The organism is Pseudomonas sp. MB-090624 (genome assembly GCF_003205245.1).
In the GTDB taxonomy this organism is placed as follows: Bacteria; Pseudomonadota; Gammaproteobacteria; order Pseudomonadales; family Pseudomonadaceae; genus Aquipseudomonas; species Aquipseudomonas juntendi.
Genome location: NZ_QJRK01000003.1, coordinates 55,930 through 70,612, shown reverse-complemented (window position 1 = coordinate 70,612; position 14,683 = coordinate 55,930). Strand labels below are relative to the sequence as shown.

The following is a 14,683-nucleotide window of genomic DNA, read 5'->3' as shown; positions in this document are numbered from 1 at the left end:
GTTCCTTTTCTTCTGGATGGCGAGCGCGAATCTAGCGAGGAATCGCTTCAGTGGGCAGTTACTGGAGTCTTAGCGGGCTGTAAGAATTTTCTTTTTTTTTGAATCAGGCCGCACCGTGCCGCCGGCACCCCTTGGCCTGCCCGGCGCTGGGCGAGCGCCGTTCAGGCCCTGGGCGGCTCTGCCTCGAAGCACTGGCGCATGACGTCCAGATAACGGCGGGCGCCCAGGCCCAAGGGGCGTGCCTTGAGCCAGATGATGTCCACCCACAAGCGCAGGCGGCTGGCCATGTTGTCGAAGCGCACTTCGGCCAGCGCGCCGGATGCAATCAGCGGTTCCACCAGGGGTTGTGGCAGGTATGCCCAACCCAGCCCGGACTGCACCAGATCCAGGGTGGCCAGGTAGCTGTCGGTCAGCCAGATGCGCCGCGACAGCACCATGCGCGGGTCTGAGCCGGTGGGCTTGCCCGAAGCCACGATGATTTGCCGTTGCTCGGCGAAGGCTTCTTCGGGCAGCGGCGTGCCGCTGTTCTGCCCGGCCGGATGGCGCGGCGAGGCCACCGCAACCAGCAGCTGGCTACCGGCTTCGAGGAATGACTCGCGCTCATCGATGCCTGGCCGCTCGAACACCAGTGCCAGTTGCACGCTGCCTTCGTGCAGCAGGCGAATGGCCTCGGTCTGGGTGGCCGAGCGCACTTCCACTTCCAGGCTGGGAAACGCCTGGGCGAGGGTTTCCAGTGGCTGGCTCCAGCGCCCGGTCTGCAGTTCGGGCGCCATGGCGATGGTCAGGCGTTTCTCCAGGCCCTGGTGCAATTGCAAGGCCTGGGCGTCGAGCAGATTGAGCTGGCAGATCACTTGCCTGGCTTGAGGCTCCAGGGCCAGGGCGGCGCTGGTGGGCAGGGCCTTGCGCGTTGCCCGGTCGAACAGCGGCAGGTCCAGTTCGGCCTCGAGTTGAGCGATTGCCATGCTCACCGCGGACGGCACCCGCCCCAGCTTGCGGGCGGCGGCGGAGAACGAGCCGGCATCCAGTACTGCGAGGAAGATTGCCAGGGATTCGCTGGAGAAGGCCATGTTCGCTGAACCTGATGTGGGGGCGTTGGTAGCCAATGGTAATGGATGGGGTGGTCCAGTGGAGCATTCGGGTTTTACGGTGCTTGCGGGAAGGAGCGCCGCCGCCGCGCTGCGGCGCTCTACCTCACAGGTTCGCAAAGGCGCTCAGAACCTGCGCGTGCTCATCAGCTCATCCAGCACACGGGCAGCGACGCGGAACGGCATCGACATGTGGTCCTCGCCGGCTTCGAGCTGGAAGTCACTGCGCAGCCCATATTGCGACAACGCCTCAAGCCTGGTTTGCAAGGCCCGGGCATCCTGAATCTCCTGTGCCATTTCGCGGTCACCCATCAGCAAGGTCAGGCTGCTATGGGTCAGCACCAGCTGCCCGGCATGCGCCTTTTGGCTGAATGCCCGTTCATGCGCCAACAGGTAGCGGTCCCGCCACCACAAGCTGGGGCTGATGGCGACCACATGCTGGAACAGCTGTGGGCGGGTGAACAAGGTGTAGACGCCGAACATGCCGGCAAACGAATGCCCGACCAGGCTGCGTTGGTCCTGATCGACCTTGAAGCGCGCATTCACCCTGGGCATCAGACGCTGTTCGATGAAGTCGAGAAACAGGTCCTGACCGCCTTGTGGCGGGGTGTTCCGTTCCGGCGGCTGTGGCGGTGACAAGTCGAACGCGCGCCGTTCGAAATCCAGCGGCGTCGCGCTTGGGTAGCCTATTGCGACCAGGACCGACCCGCGCAGGCGCTCCTGCGCGCGCTTGGCCGCGTGAAACGCCGGGAAGTAGGCGTTGCCGTCCAGCAGGTAGATCACCGGGTAGCCGCCGGTCCACGGTACATCGCCCTCCGGCAGGCTGATCATGATCCGGTATTCCCGCCCTGCGGCGCTTTTCATCGTCCATTGCTCGGTGCCATCCAGGGCCACCGGCTGCGCATGGGCAACCTGGGCGAGCAGCAGCGCCGCCAGCCCGGCAAACAGTGTGCGTAGCATGCGTAGCCCCCTTACCAGCGGTAGCTCAGGCTGGTGACCACGCTGCGCGCTTCACCCCGGTAGCAATAGCCTTGCTGGCAGTTGATGTAACGCTTGTCGAACAGGTTGCGGGCATTCAAGGCCAGGCGCACGCCGTCCAGGCCACCGCCGAAGTCGTAGTGCACGCCGGCATCGACCAGGGTGTAGCCCTCGTTCTTCACGGTGTTCTGGGCGTCGCCGTAGTTGCTGGCGGTGTAACGTGCGCCACCTGACACCCCCAGGCCCAGCGGCAGGCGGTAGTCGAGCCACAGCGAGGCCAGGTGGCGCGGAACGTCGAGCGGCTGCTTGCCTTCGTTGCCATCGTTGCTTCGGGTGACTTTGGCGTTGTTGTAGCTGTAACTGGCAGTCATCTTCAGCCGCTCGCCCAGGTCCGCCACTGCCTCCAGTTCCAGGCCCCTGGACACTTGCTCACCGGTGGCAATACTGTTGATCGGGTTGGCCAGGTCGCGGGTCAGCACGTTCTTCTGGGTCAGGTGGTAAAGCGAGGCGGTCAGCAGGGTCGTGCTGCCGGGCGGTTGGTACTTCAAGCCCGCTTCGTACTGTTCACCCTCGGTCGGCTTGTACGCACCACTGCCGCTTTGCGGCTGGAACGAGGTGGCGTAGCTGGCATAAGGTGCGATGCCGTTGTCGAACAGGTAAAGCACGCCGACCGAGCCCGTGGTGGCCGAATCGCTGGTCTTGCGGTTGATGCCGCTGAGGTTGTCACTGCGGCGCACATGCACCACGTCGCGGCGCAGGCCGGCCGACAGGCGCCATTGGCCCAGGTCCACCTGGTCCTGCAGGTACAGGCCGGTGCGTTGTTCCAGGCCGTCTTCGTCTGCCAACGGCGTGCCGGGCCTGGCCACAGGCTGGTGGTAGTCGGGGGCGAAGCGGTCGATCGAAGGTGCCGGGCCACTGGCATACAGCAGCGAGGTGTCGATCCAGCCATAGTCCAGGCCGGTCAGCAGGGTGTGGTGCAGCGCACCGGTATCGAAACGGCTGACCAGGCGGGTGTCCGCCGACAGTGTCGACATGTCTTCGTATACCCCCACCGCATAGCGGTCGAGGATGTGCCCCTCACGCTCCTGGTAGGGTTGCAGGTACTGGTTGGTGGTGTCGACCTGGCCGTAGCGCAGGTTCTGCTGCACGCTGAACGTGTCGTTGAAGGCATGCTCGAATTCGTAGCCGAAAGTCCATTGCCGTTGCTGCAGCTTGTCGAAGTATTCGTCGCCTTGCCAGAAGTTGGTCAGGTGCTTGCCTTGTTGGTACAGCATTGGCGAAGCGGCGGTTTCGCGTTCCTGGTAGCGCGCCAGCAAGGTCAGGCTGGTGTCCGGGTCGAGCTGCCAGGTGAGCGAAGGGGCGATCATGCGCACATCGTTGTTCAACTGCTCGATGTAGTTCTCGGCATCGCGGTAAACCCCGACCACCCGGTACAGCACATCGCCTGCCGGGTCCAGCTTGCCGCCCAGGTCGAACTGGCCTTGCTGGTGGTTGTAGTTGCCTGCCTGCACCTGCACTTCGTTGCGAGCCTGCAGGCTCGGGCGCTTGCTCACGCGGTTGATCATGCCACCCGGGCTGATTTGCCCGTACATCACCGACGACGGGCCCTTGAGTACCTCGATGCGTTCCAGGCCATAGGCCTCGGTCTGGTACAGCGATAGCCAGCCGCTGCCGGGCTGGCGCAGGCCGTCGAGGAAGTCGGCAGCCATGGTGGTGTCGAAACCGCGGACGCTGATGGTGTCGAAGCGTGGGTCCAGCCCCGAGGCCCCCACCCGCACGCCAGCGGTATAGGCGACGGCATCCTCGACGCGATCAACCTTTCGGTCGGCCATCTGTTCGGCGGTTACCACACTGACGCTTTGCGCGGTCTCCAGGATCGGGCGGTCCGTCTTGGTCGCGCTGCTTGCATTGCTGGCGAAATAACCGGGTACGGGGGCGAAAGCGCTTTGCGAGGCGCTGGCATCGATGCTGATCGGCTCCAGTTGCAGGCCGGTATCCTCGTGCGCGGGCAGCACCACATAGCCCGAGCTGGTTTTTTGCGGCACCAGGCCGCTGCCCTCGAGCAGTTGCGCCAGGCCGTCATCCAGGGAACCTCCGCCGGCAAGGCCTGGGCTGTTCAAGCCCTGGACGGCTGCCGGCGAGAACGACAGGGTGATACCCGAGCGCTCGGCAAAGCGGCTCAAGGCCTGCCCCAATGGGCCTGCCGGTACGCTCGGCGCGGTGGCCGGCGCGGCATGGCTGCTGGCAGCCAGCAGCGACAGCGCCAGGCACACGGCGCGGGACAAGGGGCGAGAGGGGAAGGGCAGGCGGACAGGTAACATGCGAGGGTCCATTCAGGGAGTGATCTGCCCTAACCGGATCAAACGGCAAAGTCCGCCATTTTTTTTCAAGCCTGCGCCACCACGCGCACCCACCAGCGTGTACGTTGCTCAACGCGCACCGGCAGCAGGTGGGTGAGGTTGCCGAGCAGAACGTCTGGCTGGTCCAGGCGGAAGACGCCGGACAGGCGCAGGTCGGCGAGGCGCGGTTGGCAGTGCAGCCAACCGCGGCGGTAACGCCCTGCTTCGAAAAGGAAATCGGCCAGGCGGATGTCGTCGACCACCAGCAAGCCGCGCGCCCATGCGAATGGGTTTAGGGGGCCGGGGCCCAGGCGGGTGAGCTTGCCAGGGTAGAGTGCCAGGCCCTGGCCGGCAGCCACGTGCTGCTCACCGGTGGCGGTTGTCACCCGCACTTCGCCGTGCTCGACATGCAGTTCACTGTAACCTTCACGCTCGCGCAGCGCCGCCCGTGCCTGCCTGGCGTGGCACAGCCCATGGGCGCATTGCACGCGCCAGTCATGGCCATCGACCAGCAACTCGCCGCTGCGCAAGCGAGCCTCGCGCTGGCTCACGTCCACGGCACTGTCGGTATTGAGCTGCAGTTGCAGGTCAGTCGCCAGCTGCCACTGTCGGCGTTGCCCAACCTCGGTGGCAAAGTCACTGCGCCAGGCCTGTGGCGTGTTGGCGAGCAGCAGCGTGGCGCTGCCTGCGGCAAGCCCCAGGCCGAGCAGCTTCATGGCACGCCGGCGGCTCAGGTCCACTTCGGCCTGGCGCAGCACGGCAGCCGTGTGAGTGGACCCGGGCAACGGCTCGGCATGAAAGTGCCCGCAGACCTGCTGCATGCGCCGCCAGGCCAGTTCGTGGCGGGCATCGCGCAAGCGCCAGGCCTGGCACTGCTTGAGCAGTTCGATATCCCCCGGCTGGCGGCGCAGGCGCAGCTGCCATTCGATGGCCATGCGCACGATGTTTTCCGGCAGGCGCTCTGCGCTGGCCGTCACTCGAAGCACACCCGGTAGCAGTGCAGCAGCGCCTGGGCGACATGGCGCTCCACCGTACGCCCGGATACCCCAAGTTGCTCGGCAACCTGCGCGTGCGTCAGGCCGGCCAGCTGGTAAAGCAGAAAGGCTTCGCGCACAGCCGGCTTGAGCCCATCGAGCAGCTGCGCGATACGCTCCAGGCATTGCAGTGCTTCGTGGCGTACAGCCGGTGAGGGGTAGCTGGCATCGGGCAGTTGTGCCAAGGCTTGCAGGTAGGCACGTTGCAGGGCATCGCGCCGCCAGTGGTCCACCACCAGGCCACGGGCGATGCGCGCCAACAATGCACGAGGGGCTCGGGCGCTGATCGGTTGGTTGCGCACCAGCAGGCGTACGAAGGTGTCCTGGGCCAGGTCTGCCGCCTGCTGCGAACAGCCCAGCGAACGCCTCAGCCAGGCGTGCAACCAACCGCGTTCGTTGTGGTACAGCGCTTCGAGCGGAATGATCGCATCCGTTTCATGCATAGCCATGCAGCGCCCCTGAAGCGAAAGGATGGAAGAAAAGCGCGCACCTTAAACGCGAATCGTTCCCAATTCAACTTTTTCCGAGGGCTGGGGCTGCAGCGTGGGAGCGCAGGACTCCCACCGAGGGCGGGGGAAAATCAGAGGTCGATGGCTTTAGCCGCGATGCGTGCCTGGTCCAGCAACACGTTCAGCTCGGCGACCTGTTGGCGCAATTGGTCACGTTCGTCTTTGAGTTTACGCAGCTCATCACGGCGCACGGAGACATAGAGGGTCTGGGTTGGGGTTGCAGGCATCAAGGTACCCATGAGCACACCTCGCGGTTTTGGCTGGTGACAATTCAAAGCGTAGACGCTTCTCGCGGGCGCATTTTGAATTCTTTCACAAGCCTTGGGAACTTTTTTGTTTATCGTGGTCTTGCCGTTCGTCGCTGAACCCTCGGGCGGCATGCTGGACTAACCTGAACAGCTGGACTGTTGTCATCTATTTCGAAAGGGGAGCATCGGCTCATGCAACTGGGAATCGTCGGGCTGGGCCGCATGGGCGGCAATATCGCAAGGCGCCTGATGCGCGCTGGCCACCGCACCGTGGTGCACGACCGCAACCGCGAGGCGGTTACCGGCCTTGAAGGCGAGGGCGCCCAGGGCGCACACGACCTTGGCGCGCTGGTGCAAAAACTGAAAGCGCCACGCGCGGTGTGGGTGATGCTGCCGGCTGGCGAGCCGACCGAGCAGACCATCGCGCAACTGGCCGAGCTGCTGGAGCCGGGCGATGCCATCATCGACGGCGGCAACACCTTCTACAAGGACGACATGCGCCGCGCCGCCGAGCTGGCCAAGCGTGGCCTGCATTACCTGGACGTAGGTACCTCTGGCGGGGTATGGGGCCTGGACCGCGGCTACTGCATGATGATCGGTGGCGAGAAGGACGTGTTCGAGCGCCTGGAGCCGCTGTTCAAGGCGTTGGCACCGGGTGTAGGCGACATTCCGCGCACCCATGGCCGCAGCGGCGAACACCAGCGCGCCGAGCATGGTTATATCCACGCTGGCCCACCGGGCGCCGGCCACTACGTGAAAATGGTGCACAACGGCATAGAATACGGCCTGATGCAGGCCTATGCCGAAGGCTTCGACCTGCTGCGCAGCAAAGGCGGCAACGAACTGCCGGAAGACCAGCGCTTCGACCTCGATGTGGCCGAAATCGCCGAGGTATGGCGCCGGGGCAGTGTGGTCACCTCGTGGCTGCTCGACCTCACCGCCGATGCGCTGGTGGCCGACCCGCAGCTGTCGCAGTTCAGTGGCTCGGTGTCCGACAGTGGCGAGGGCCGCTGGACCATCGATGCCGCCGTGGAGCAGGCAGTGCCGGTACCGGTCCTGTCCAGCGCATTGTTTGCCCGTTTCCGCTCGCGTCAGCAGCAGGGCACCTACGGTGACAAAGTGCTCTCGGCCATGCGCCTGGGCTTCGGTGGCCATGTCGAGAAAAAAGACGAATGACTAAAAAGAGCACTCCGGCCGCACCCCCCTGCACGCTGTTTCTGTTCGGCGCCAATGGCGACCTGGTCAAGCGCTTGCTCATGCCTGCGCTGTACAACCTCAGCCGCGACGGTTTGCTCGACCGCAACCTGCGCATCGTTGGCGTTGACCACAACCCTGCCACGGCCGAGGAGTTTGCCGCACGCCTGCATGCGTTCATGGCCGAGCGGGACAAGGGCGGCGAAGGCGCCGCCCAGTGCCTGGACGAAAAACTCTGGGCGCGGCTGGCCAAGCGCCTGGACTACCAGACGGGCGATTTCCTCGACCCGGCCACTTACCAGGCGCTGGGCAAGCGCATCGACAAGACCAGCCACGGCAACGCCATCTTTTACCTGGCCACCTCGCCGCGTTTCTTCCCTGAAGTGGCCCAGCGCCTTGGCGAGGCCGGCTTGCTCGACGAGTCTGCCGGCGGCTTTCGCCGGGTCGTGGTGGAGAAGCCGTTCGGCACCGACCTGGCCAGTGCCGAGGCGTTGAACGCCTGCCTGCTGAAGGTGATGGGCGAGCGGCAGATCTACCGTATCGACCATTACTTGGGCAAAGAAACGGTGCAGAACATTCTGGTCAGCCGGTTCTCCAATGGGTTGTTCGAGTCGTTCTGGAACAACCACTACATCGACCATGTGCAAATCACCGCCGCGGAAACCGTCGGTGTCGAGACGCGGGGTGGCTTCTACGACGCCACCGGCGCCTTGCGCGACATGGTGCCCAACCACCTGTTCCAGCTGCTGGCCATGGTTGCCATGGAACCGCCGGCAGCGTTCGGCGCCGACGCCGTGCGCGGCGAAAAGGCCAAGGTGATCGGCGCCATCCGCCCGTGGTCGGCGAAGATGGCGCTGAAGCATTCCGTGCGGGGCCAGTACAGCGCCGGCAAGCAGGGGCGCAAGCACCTGCCCGGCTACCGCGAGGAGGCCAACGTCGCGCCCGACAGCCAGACCGAAACCTACGTGGCGCTGAAGGTGATGATCGATAACTGGCGCTGGGCGGGGGTGCCGTTCTACTTGCGTACCGGCAAGCGCATGAGCGTGCGTGACACCGAGATTGCCATCTGTTTCAAGCCGGCACCGTACGCGCAGTTCCGCGAGTCGGAGCTGGAGCGGCCCAAACCCAACTACCTGAAAATCCAGATTCAGCCCAACGAAGGCATGTGGTTCGACCTGCAGGCCAAGCGCCCCGGGCCGGAGTTGGTAATGGAGAACGTCGAGCTGGGCTTTGCCTACAAGGACTTCTTCAAGATGACCCCGGCGACCGGCTACGAGACCTTGATCTATGACTGCCTGACCGGTGACCAGACCCTGTTCCAGCGGGCCGACAACATCGAGAACGGCTGGCGTGCCGTGCAGCCGTTCCTCGACGCCTGGGCCAAGGGGGGCGAGGTGCACGAGTACCCGGCGGGTGAAGATGGCCCCGAGGCGGGCAATGACCTGCTGAGCCGGGACAAGCGGGAATGGCACCGATTGGGGTAACAGGTTTTTCGGCGTGTGCCGGCCGCTTCGCGAGTGACCCCCCTCTGACAGGGGCTGCACAACCCCTTGGGCGGTGGGGCCCTGTGGGGCGGGTTGACAAGCGAAAGGGCCAGCACAGGCAACCACTTTAAGGAAACGCGATGCCCGCCCACATAGAAGATTACGCCCTGTTGGGCAATTGCCGCAGCGCCGCCCTGGTCAGCCGGGATGGCTCGCTCGACTGGCTATGCCTGCCACGCTTCGACGCCCCGGCGGTGTTCGCCGCCTTGCTGGGCAGCGAAGAAAACGGCCGCTGGCGCCTGGCCCCTTGCGACCCGGTCGAGCACTGCAGCCGGCAGTACCTGAACGACACGCTGGTGCTGGAAACCACGTGGGTCACTGCCACTGGCCGGGCCCGCGTACTCGATTTCATGCCGCTGGGTGACGTCAACGCCGTGGTGCGCATCGTCGAAGGCCTCTCGGGCGAAACCAATTTCGAAATGGACCTGGTCATGCGCTTCGACTACGGGCGCAGCGTGCCATGGGTCGAACGCCTGGACCCGCTCACCCTCAGCGCGGTGGCCGGCCCCGACCGCCTGATCCTGTGCAGCACCGTACCGCCCCATGCCCGCGACCACCACACCGGCGCGCGCTTTCGCGTGGCGGCCGGCCAGCGCCAGGTGTTCAGCCTGCGCCACCAGCCCTCGCACCTGCCGGTGCAGCCCGGCTGCGATGCCGACGCGGCCCTGGCCCATACCTGCGAGCACTGGCAGGCGTTCGCCGACCGCTGCCCTCAGGTAGGCCCCTACAGCGCACTGGTCCGTCGCTCGTTACTCACCCTGAAAGCCATGACGTATGCCCCCACTGGCGGCATCGTTGCGGCCGTCACCACGTCGTTGCCGGAACAACTCGGCGGCGAGCGCAACTGGGATTACCGTTTCTGCTGGCTGCGCGACGCCACCATGACCTTGCTGGCATTCATGAACCTGGGCTATTTCGACGAGGCCCAGGCCTGGCGCGAATGGCTGCTGCGCTCGGTGGCCGGCAACCCCGAACAGATGCAGATCATGTACGGCCTGGGTGGCGAGCGCGACCTGCAGGAATACACCTTGCCCTGGTTGCCGGGGTACGAGCACTCGCAACCGGTGCGGGTGGGCAATGCCGCGTCGGCCCAGGCGCAGCTGGATATCTATGGCGAACTGGCCGATGCCATGAGCCAGGCAATCAAGGGCGGCTTGCCGCGCCATCCGCGTAGCGCCGCCATCTCTCGGCTGATCCTGCCCTATGTGGAGCGTATCTGGCGCGAGCCGGACGAGGGTATCTGGGAGGTGCGCGGCGGCCGCCAGCAGTTCGTGCATTCCAAGGTGATGGCCTGGGTGGCGTTCGACCGCGCTGCCGGCTTGGCAGACACCACCGAAGAAGGCCGTGAGCATGGCCAGCATTACCGCCAGGTGGCCGACCAGATCCGCCGTGAAGTGTGTGAGCAAGGGCTCGACAGCAGCGGCAGTTTCTTCGTTCAGGCCTATGGTTCGCACGAGATGGACGCCAGCCTGCTGCAGATCGCCCTGACCGGCTTCCTGCCTGCCGATGACCCGCGCTTTCTGCGCACGCTGGAACAGATCGAGCAACGCTTGCTGAAAAACGGGTTGCTGATGCGCTACGACAGTGACAGTGCCGGGGATGGCCTGACCCCGGGCGAAGGTACGTTCCTGGTCTGCTCGTTCTGGCTGGCCGACGTCTACATCCTGCTGGGCCGGATGGCGCAAGCGCAAGCGTTGTACGAGCGTTTGACAGGCCTGTGCAACGACGTGGGCCTGCTGGCCGAGCAATACGACCCGGCCTGCCAGCGGATGCTTGGCAACTACCCGCAGGCGTTCAGCCATATCGGCATCATCAATACCGCCCTGAACCTCCAGCAGGCCCGCTGCCCGGCCCGCGACCGGGCCAGTTGCGATTGAGCCGGCTGCACCGAATTTGTGCACGCTCCGGCAACCGAGCGGGGTAGACTAGGTCAAATCTCATTCGGCAAGGAGCGTCCATGGGTATCCGCGGTTCGGATCGGCAGATCGACAACATCGAGTTCAATGTCAGCGATATCGCACGCAGCAAGGCGTTCTATGGGCATGTTTTCGGCTGGCGCTTCACCGACTACGGGCCAACCTACAGCGAATTCAGCGACGGCCGCCTCACGGGCGGCTTTACCGCGGGTGAGCCGGTGCGCCCGGGGGGGGCGCTGATCATCCTTTACGCCGATGACCTGCAAGCCACGCAGCAGCGCGTGACCGCGGCGGGGGGCAGTATCAGCCGCGCGACCTTTGCCTTCCCCGGGGGGCGGCGTTTCCATTTCATTGACCCGGACGGTCATGAACTGGCGGTGTGGACGGCTCAAGCCTGATGGCCAATCACAAGATCGAAATTCGCCGGCGCAACGTTGGCAAGATCCTGCAAGCGGCGGAAAAGGTGTTCGCCGAAAAAGGCTACGGCGCGACCTCCATGGGCGATATCGCCGAGCAGGCCGAACTGCCGCGTTCCAACCTGCATTACTATTTCAGCACCAAGGACGATCTGTTCCGTGCGGTGCTGCAGGACCTGCTGGATGTGTGGAAGCAGGACGCGCTGTGTTTCGAGAATTTCGACGACCCAAGGGTGGTGCTGACCAGCTACATCCGCGCGAAAATGGGGCATTCGCGGTCACGGCCGCTAGGCTCGAAGATCTGGGCCGAGGAAATGCTGCATGGGGCACCGGTGCTGGGGGGCAACCTGGATGACAGCCTGGTGCCGTGGGCCAAGCTGAAGGAGGCGAAGATCCGCCGCTGGGTGGAGGAGGGGCGCATTCTGCCGGTCGAGCCCTCGGCGCTGCTGTACATGATCTGGGCCTCGACCCAGCATTACGCCGACTTCGGTTACCAGGTGCAGTTGCTCAACGGCGGCGATGAACTGTCGGACCTGGCGTTCGAAAGTGCGGTGCAAACGGTGACCAGTGTGATCCTGCGGGGGATTGGCCTGGAGCCGTGACCGGCCATGCCTGCCGCGCACGGTCTTTTTGCTGCCCACAAAAAGGCCGTGCCAGTGCGGCAGGCGCCGGTCTACATCAGCTCGCTTCGCGGTAGGGGTTGCGCGGGTCCTGGGTCCAGTTCAGGTAAGGCTTGCCAGTGTCCTGCGCCTGCATGTCGATGCAGTTCTCCACCGGGCAGGTGATCTGGCACAGGTTGCAGCCCACACATTCTTCCTCGATCACGCTGTAGGCATGCGTACCGTCTGCCTTCAGCGTACTGGCGATGGCCTGGTGCGAGGTGTCCTCGCAGGCGATGTGGCAGCGACCGCAACCGATGCACGCCTGCTGGTCGATATGCGCCACCGACTTGTAGTTGATGTCCAGGTACTTCCAATCGGTGGTATGCCCTACCGCCTGGCCACGGAACGCCTCGATGTTGGCGTGGCCGTGCTGGTCCATCCAGCGGGCCAGGCCGTCTTTCATGTCTTCAACGATGCGAAAGCCATGCAGCATGGCCGCCGTGCACACCTGCACCGCGCCGCTGCCCAGCGCCATGAATTCGGCCGCGTCGCGCCAGTTGCCGATGCCGCCGATGCCGCAGATCGGCAGGCCATGGGTGGCCGGGTCACGGGCAATCTCCGCCACCATGTTCAGGGCGATCGGCTTCACCGCCGAGCCGCAGTAACCGCCATGCGTGCTCTGGTCACCGACGATGGGGTGGGCGACCATGCGGTCAAGGTCGACGCTGGTGATCGAGTTGATGGTGTTGATCAGCGACACCGCATCGGCCCCGCCGCGATGCGCAGCCCGTGCCGATTGGCGGATGTCGGTGATGTTCGGCGTCAGCTTGACGATCACCGGCAGCGAGCAGTGCTGCTTGCACCAGCGGGTGACCATTTCCACGTACTCCGGCACCTGGCCGACCGCCGCGCCCATGCCGCGCTCCGGCATGCCATGCGGGCAGCCGAAGTTCAGCTCGATGCCATCGGCGCCGGTGGCTTCCACCAGCGGCAGGATGAACTTCCACGACGCTTCCTCGCACGGCACCATCAGCGACACGATCAACGCGCGGTCGGGCCAGTCCTTCTTCACCTGGGTGATTTCGCGCAGGTTGATTTCCAGTGAACGGTCGGTGATCAGTTCGATGTTGTTGATGCCCTGCACCTGGCGGTTGGCGCCGTAATGGGCCGAGTAGCGCGACGAGACGTTGACCGCGGCCGGGTCTTCGCCAAGGGTCTTCCACACCACGCCACCCCAGCCGGCTTCAAAGGCGCGGACCACGTTGTAGGCTTTGTCGGTGGGCGGCGCGGACGCCAGCCAGAACGGGTTGGGGGCCTTGATCCCGGCGAACACGATAGACAAGTCGGCCATTACGCTGCCTCCACGTTGAGCATGAGTTGGGCATGGATGGCTTCGGCGGCCACTTTGCCGTGTTGTACGGCCTGAACGGTGAGGTCCTGGCCCAGCGCGGTGCAGTCGCCACCGGCGTATACCCCTGGCAGGCTGGTCTGCATGTTCACGTCAACGCGAATGCGCTCACCGTCGCGGGCCAGTTGTGCGGCCACAGGGTCGGCGAGGCTGCTGTCGTCGAAACGCTGGCCGATCGCCTTGAAGATCGCGTCGGCGGCCAGTTCGAAGGTTTCGCCGGTGTCGCGCAGGCGGCCGTCGGCCAATTCGGTACGGGCAAAGAGCATGCCGCGTACGTTGCCGGTGTCATCCAGCAGCACGCTGTCGGGGCGGGCCCAGGTGTGCAAGCGCACCTGGTTGGCCTTGGCGATGTCCTGCTCGTGCCCGGTGGCCCCCATGTCGGCGTGGCCACGGCGGTACACCAGGTTGACGTCGCGGGCACCCAGGCGGCTCATTTGCACCGCCATGTCGATGGCGGTGTTGCCAGCACCGATCACCAGGCAGCGCTCGGCCAGCGGCAGTTGGCTGAGGTCGTCTGCCTGGCGCAACTCGCGGATGTAAGCGGTGGCGGCGAGCAGGCCGGGGGCCTCTTCATCGGCCAGCCCCAGCTGGCGCACGGCATTCAGGCCCAGGCCAAGGAACACCGCATCGTATTGGTCGCGCAGTTCGCCCAGGCTGAGGTTGCCCCCCAGGCGCTGGCCATGGCGCAGCTCGATACCGCCGATGCCCAGCAGGAATGCCACTTCCCGCTGGGCATAATCGTCAACCAGCTTGTAGCGGGCGATGCCGTATTCATTGAGGCCACCTGGCTTGTCACAGGCTTCGAACACCACCACGTCATGGCCATGCATGGCCAGCCGGTGTGCGCATGCCAGCCCCGCAGGGCCAGCGCCGACCACCGCAATGCGCTTGCCCGTGGCCGGTGAACGCTGGAACGGGTGGTCGCTGAACTGGGCATTGTCCAGGGCGTAGCGCTGCAACTGGCCGATCAGTACCGGGGCGCATTCCTGCGCGTTGTTGCGCACACACGCTTGCTGGCACAGGATTTCGGTCGGGCAGACGCGGGCACAGCTGCCGCCGAGAATGTTGGCCGACAGAATCCGTTCGGCAGCGCCTTGCAGGTTCTCGTCGCTGATGCGGTGGATGAATGACGGGATGTCGATTTCGCTGGGGCACGCGTTGACGCAGGGCGCGTCGTAGCAATACAGGCAGCGGGCGCTTTCCACGGCGGCCTGGCGTGCGGTGAGGGGTGGGGCCAGGTCGCTGAAGCACTCGGCCAATTGGTCGGCGCCGGCCCGGGGGCGCGGCAAATGGTTCAGGGCGTCGATCACGGTTGTAGCCTCTCTATTTTTTTAGGGTTCAGGCGACAGCTGTTGTGGTGGGATCGGGGGCCGCTGTGCGGCCCATCGCGACGCAAGGCCGCTCCTACAA

At 65.0% G+C, this 14,683-nt stretch carries 13 protein-coding genes; 5 read left to right on the top strand and 8 right to left on the bottom strand.

The window, feature by feature from the left end; all coding sequences use genetic code 11:
* Positions 1-161 precede the first annotated feature (161 nt).
* From DMX12_RS02575 to DMX12_RS29380, 6 genes are all read right to left on the bottom strand, one after another.
* Positions 162-1,067 carry a LysR family transcriptional regulator gene (locus DMX12_RS02575; protein WP_047149926.1) on the bottom strand — a complete coding sequence of 302 codons (906 nt, stop codon included), beginning with the start codon at positions 1,065-1,067 and terminating at the stop codon, positions 162-164.
* A gap of 144 nt (positions 1,068-1,211) precedes the next feature.
* A complete protein-coding gene (locus DMX12_RS02570) occupies positions 1,212-2,045 on the bottom strand; it encodes an alpha/beta hydrolase (RefSeq protein ID WP_054911512.1) in 834 nt (277 codons plus the stop codon).
* Positions 2,046-2,056: 11 nt separating this feature from the next.
* Positions 2,057-4,384 carry a TonB-dependent siderophore receptor gene (locus DMX12_RS02565; protein ID WP_236184267.1) on the bottom strand — a complete coding sequence of 776 codons (2,328 nt, stop codon included), beginning with the start codon at positions 4,382-4,384 and terminating at the stop codon, positions 2,057-2,059.
* Positions 4,385-4,449: 65 nt separating this feature from the next.
* Entirely contained in the window at positions 4,450-5,379 is a 930-nt protein-coding gene (locus tag DMX12_RS02560; protein WP_110676091.1) for a DUF4880 domain-containing protein, read from the bottom strand.
* Positions 5,376-5,885 carry a sigma-70 family RNA polymerase sigma factor gene (locus DMX12_RS02555; protein ID WP_082416093.1) on the bottom strand — a complete coding sequence of 170 codons (510 nt, stop codon included), beginning with the start codon at positions 5,883-5,885 and terminating at the stop codon, positions 5,376-5,378. Before DMX12_RS02555 ends, DMX12_RS02560 begins: the two co-directional genes overlap by 4 nt.
* A gap of 131 nt (positions 5,886-6,016) precedes the next feature.
* Positions 6,017-6,184, bottom strand: coding sequence for a DUF6026 family protein (locus DMX12_RS29380; protein WP_009683150.1), 168 nt, complete (start codon positions 6,182-6,184; stop codon positions 6,017-6,019).
* A gap of 201 nt (positions 6,185-6,385) precedes the next feature.
* On the opposite strand from DMX12_RS29380, the gene gnd reads away from it, so the two are divergent.
* The 5 genes from gnd (at position 6,386) to DMX12_RS02530 (ending at position 11,865) form a co-directional block, all read left to right on the top strand.
* Entirely contained in the window at positions 6,386-7,369 is a 984-nt protein-coding gene (gene gnd / locus DMX12_RS02550) for a phosphogluconate dehydrogenase (NAD(+)-dependent, decarboxylating) (protein ID WP_029887475.1), read from the top strand.
* Entirely contained in the window at positions 7,366-8,871 is a 1,506-nt protein-coding gene (zwf, locus tag DMX12_RS02545) for a glucose-6-phosphate dehydrogenase (protein WP_110676089.1), read from the top strand. Before gnd ends, zwf begins: the two co-directional genes overlap by 4 nt.
* Positions 8,872-9,011: 140 nt before the next feature.
* Positions 9,012-10,808, top strand: coding sequence for a glycoside hydrolase family 15 protein (locus DMX12_RS02540; RefSeq protein WP_110676087.1), 1,797 nt, complete (start codon positions 9,012-9,014; stop codon positions 10,806-10,808).
* Between the two features lie 80 nt (positions 10,809-10,888).
* A complete protein-coding gene (locus DMX12_RS02535) occupies positions 10,889-11,245 on the top strand; it encodes a VOC family protein (RefSeq protein ID WP_110676084.1) in 357 nt (118 codons plus the stop codon).
* A complete protein-coding gene (locus DMX12_RS02530; RefSeq protein WP_110676082.1) occupies positions 11,245-11,865 on the top strand; it encodes a TetR/AcrR family transcriptional regulator in 621 nt (206 codons plus the stop codon). Before DMX12_RS02535 ends, DMX12_RS02530 begins: the two co-directional genes overlap by 1 nt.
* A gap of 76 nt (positions 11,866-11,941) precedes the next feature.
* Here DMX12_RS02530 and preA read toward each other — a convergent pair whose 3' ends face one another.
* Both preA and DMX12_RS02520 read right to left on the bottom strand, forming a co-directional pair.
* Positions 11,942-13,216, bottom strand: a complete 1,275-nt coding sequence (gene preA, locus DMX12_RS02525; protein WP_054911519.1) for an NAD-dependent dihydropyrimidine dehydrogenase subunit PreA — start codon at positions 13,214-13,216, stop codon at positions 11,942-11,944.
* The gene (locus DMX12_RS02520) at positions 13,216-14,583 is read right to left on the bottom strand and encodes an NAD(P)-dependent oxidoreductase (RefSeq protein ID WP_110676080.1); all 1,368 of its coding nucleotides are present in this window, start codon (positions 14,581-14,583) and stop codon (positions 13,216-13,218) included. The genes preA and DMX12_RS02520 overlap by 1 nt, the downstream gene beginning before the upstream one ends.
* Positions 14,584-14,683 lie beyond the last annotated feature (100 nt).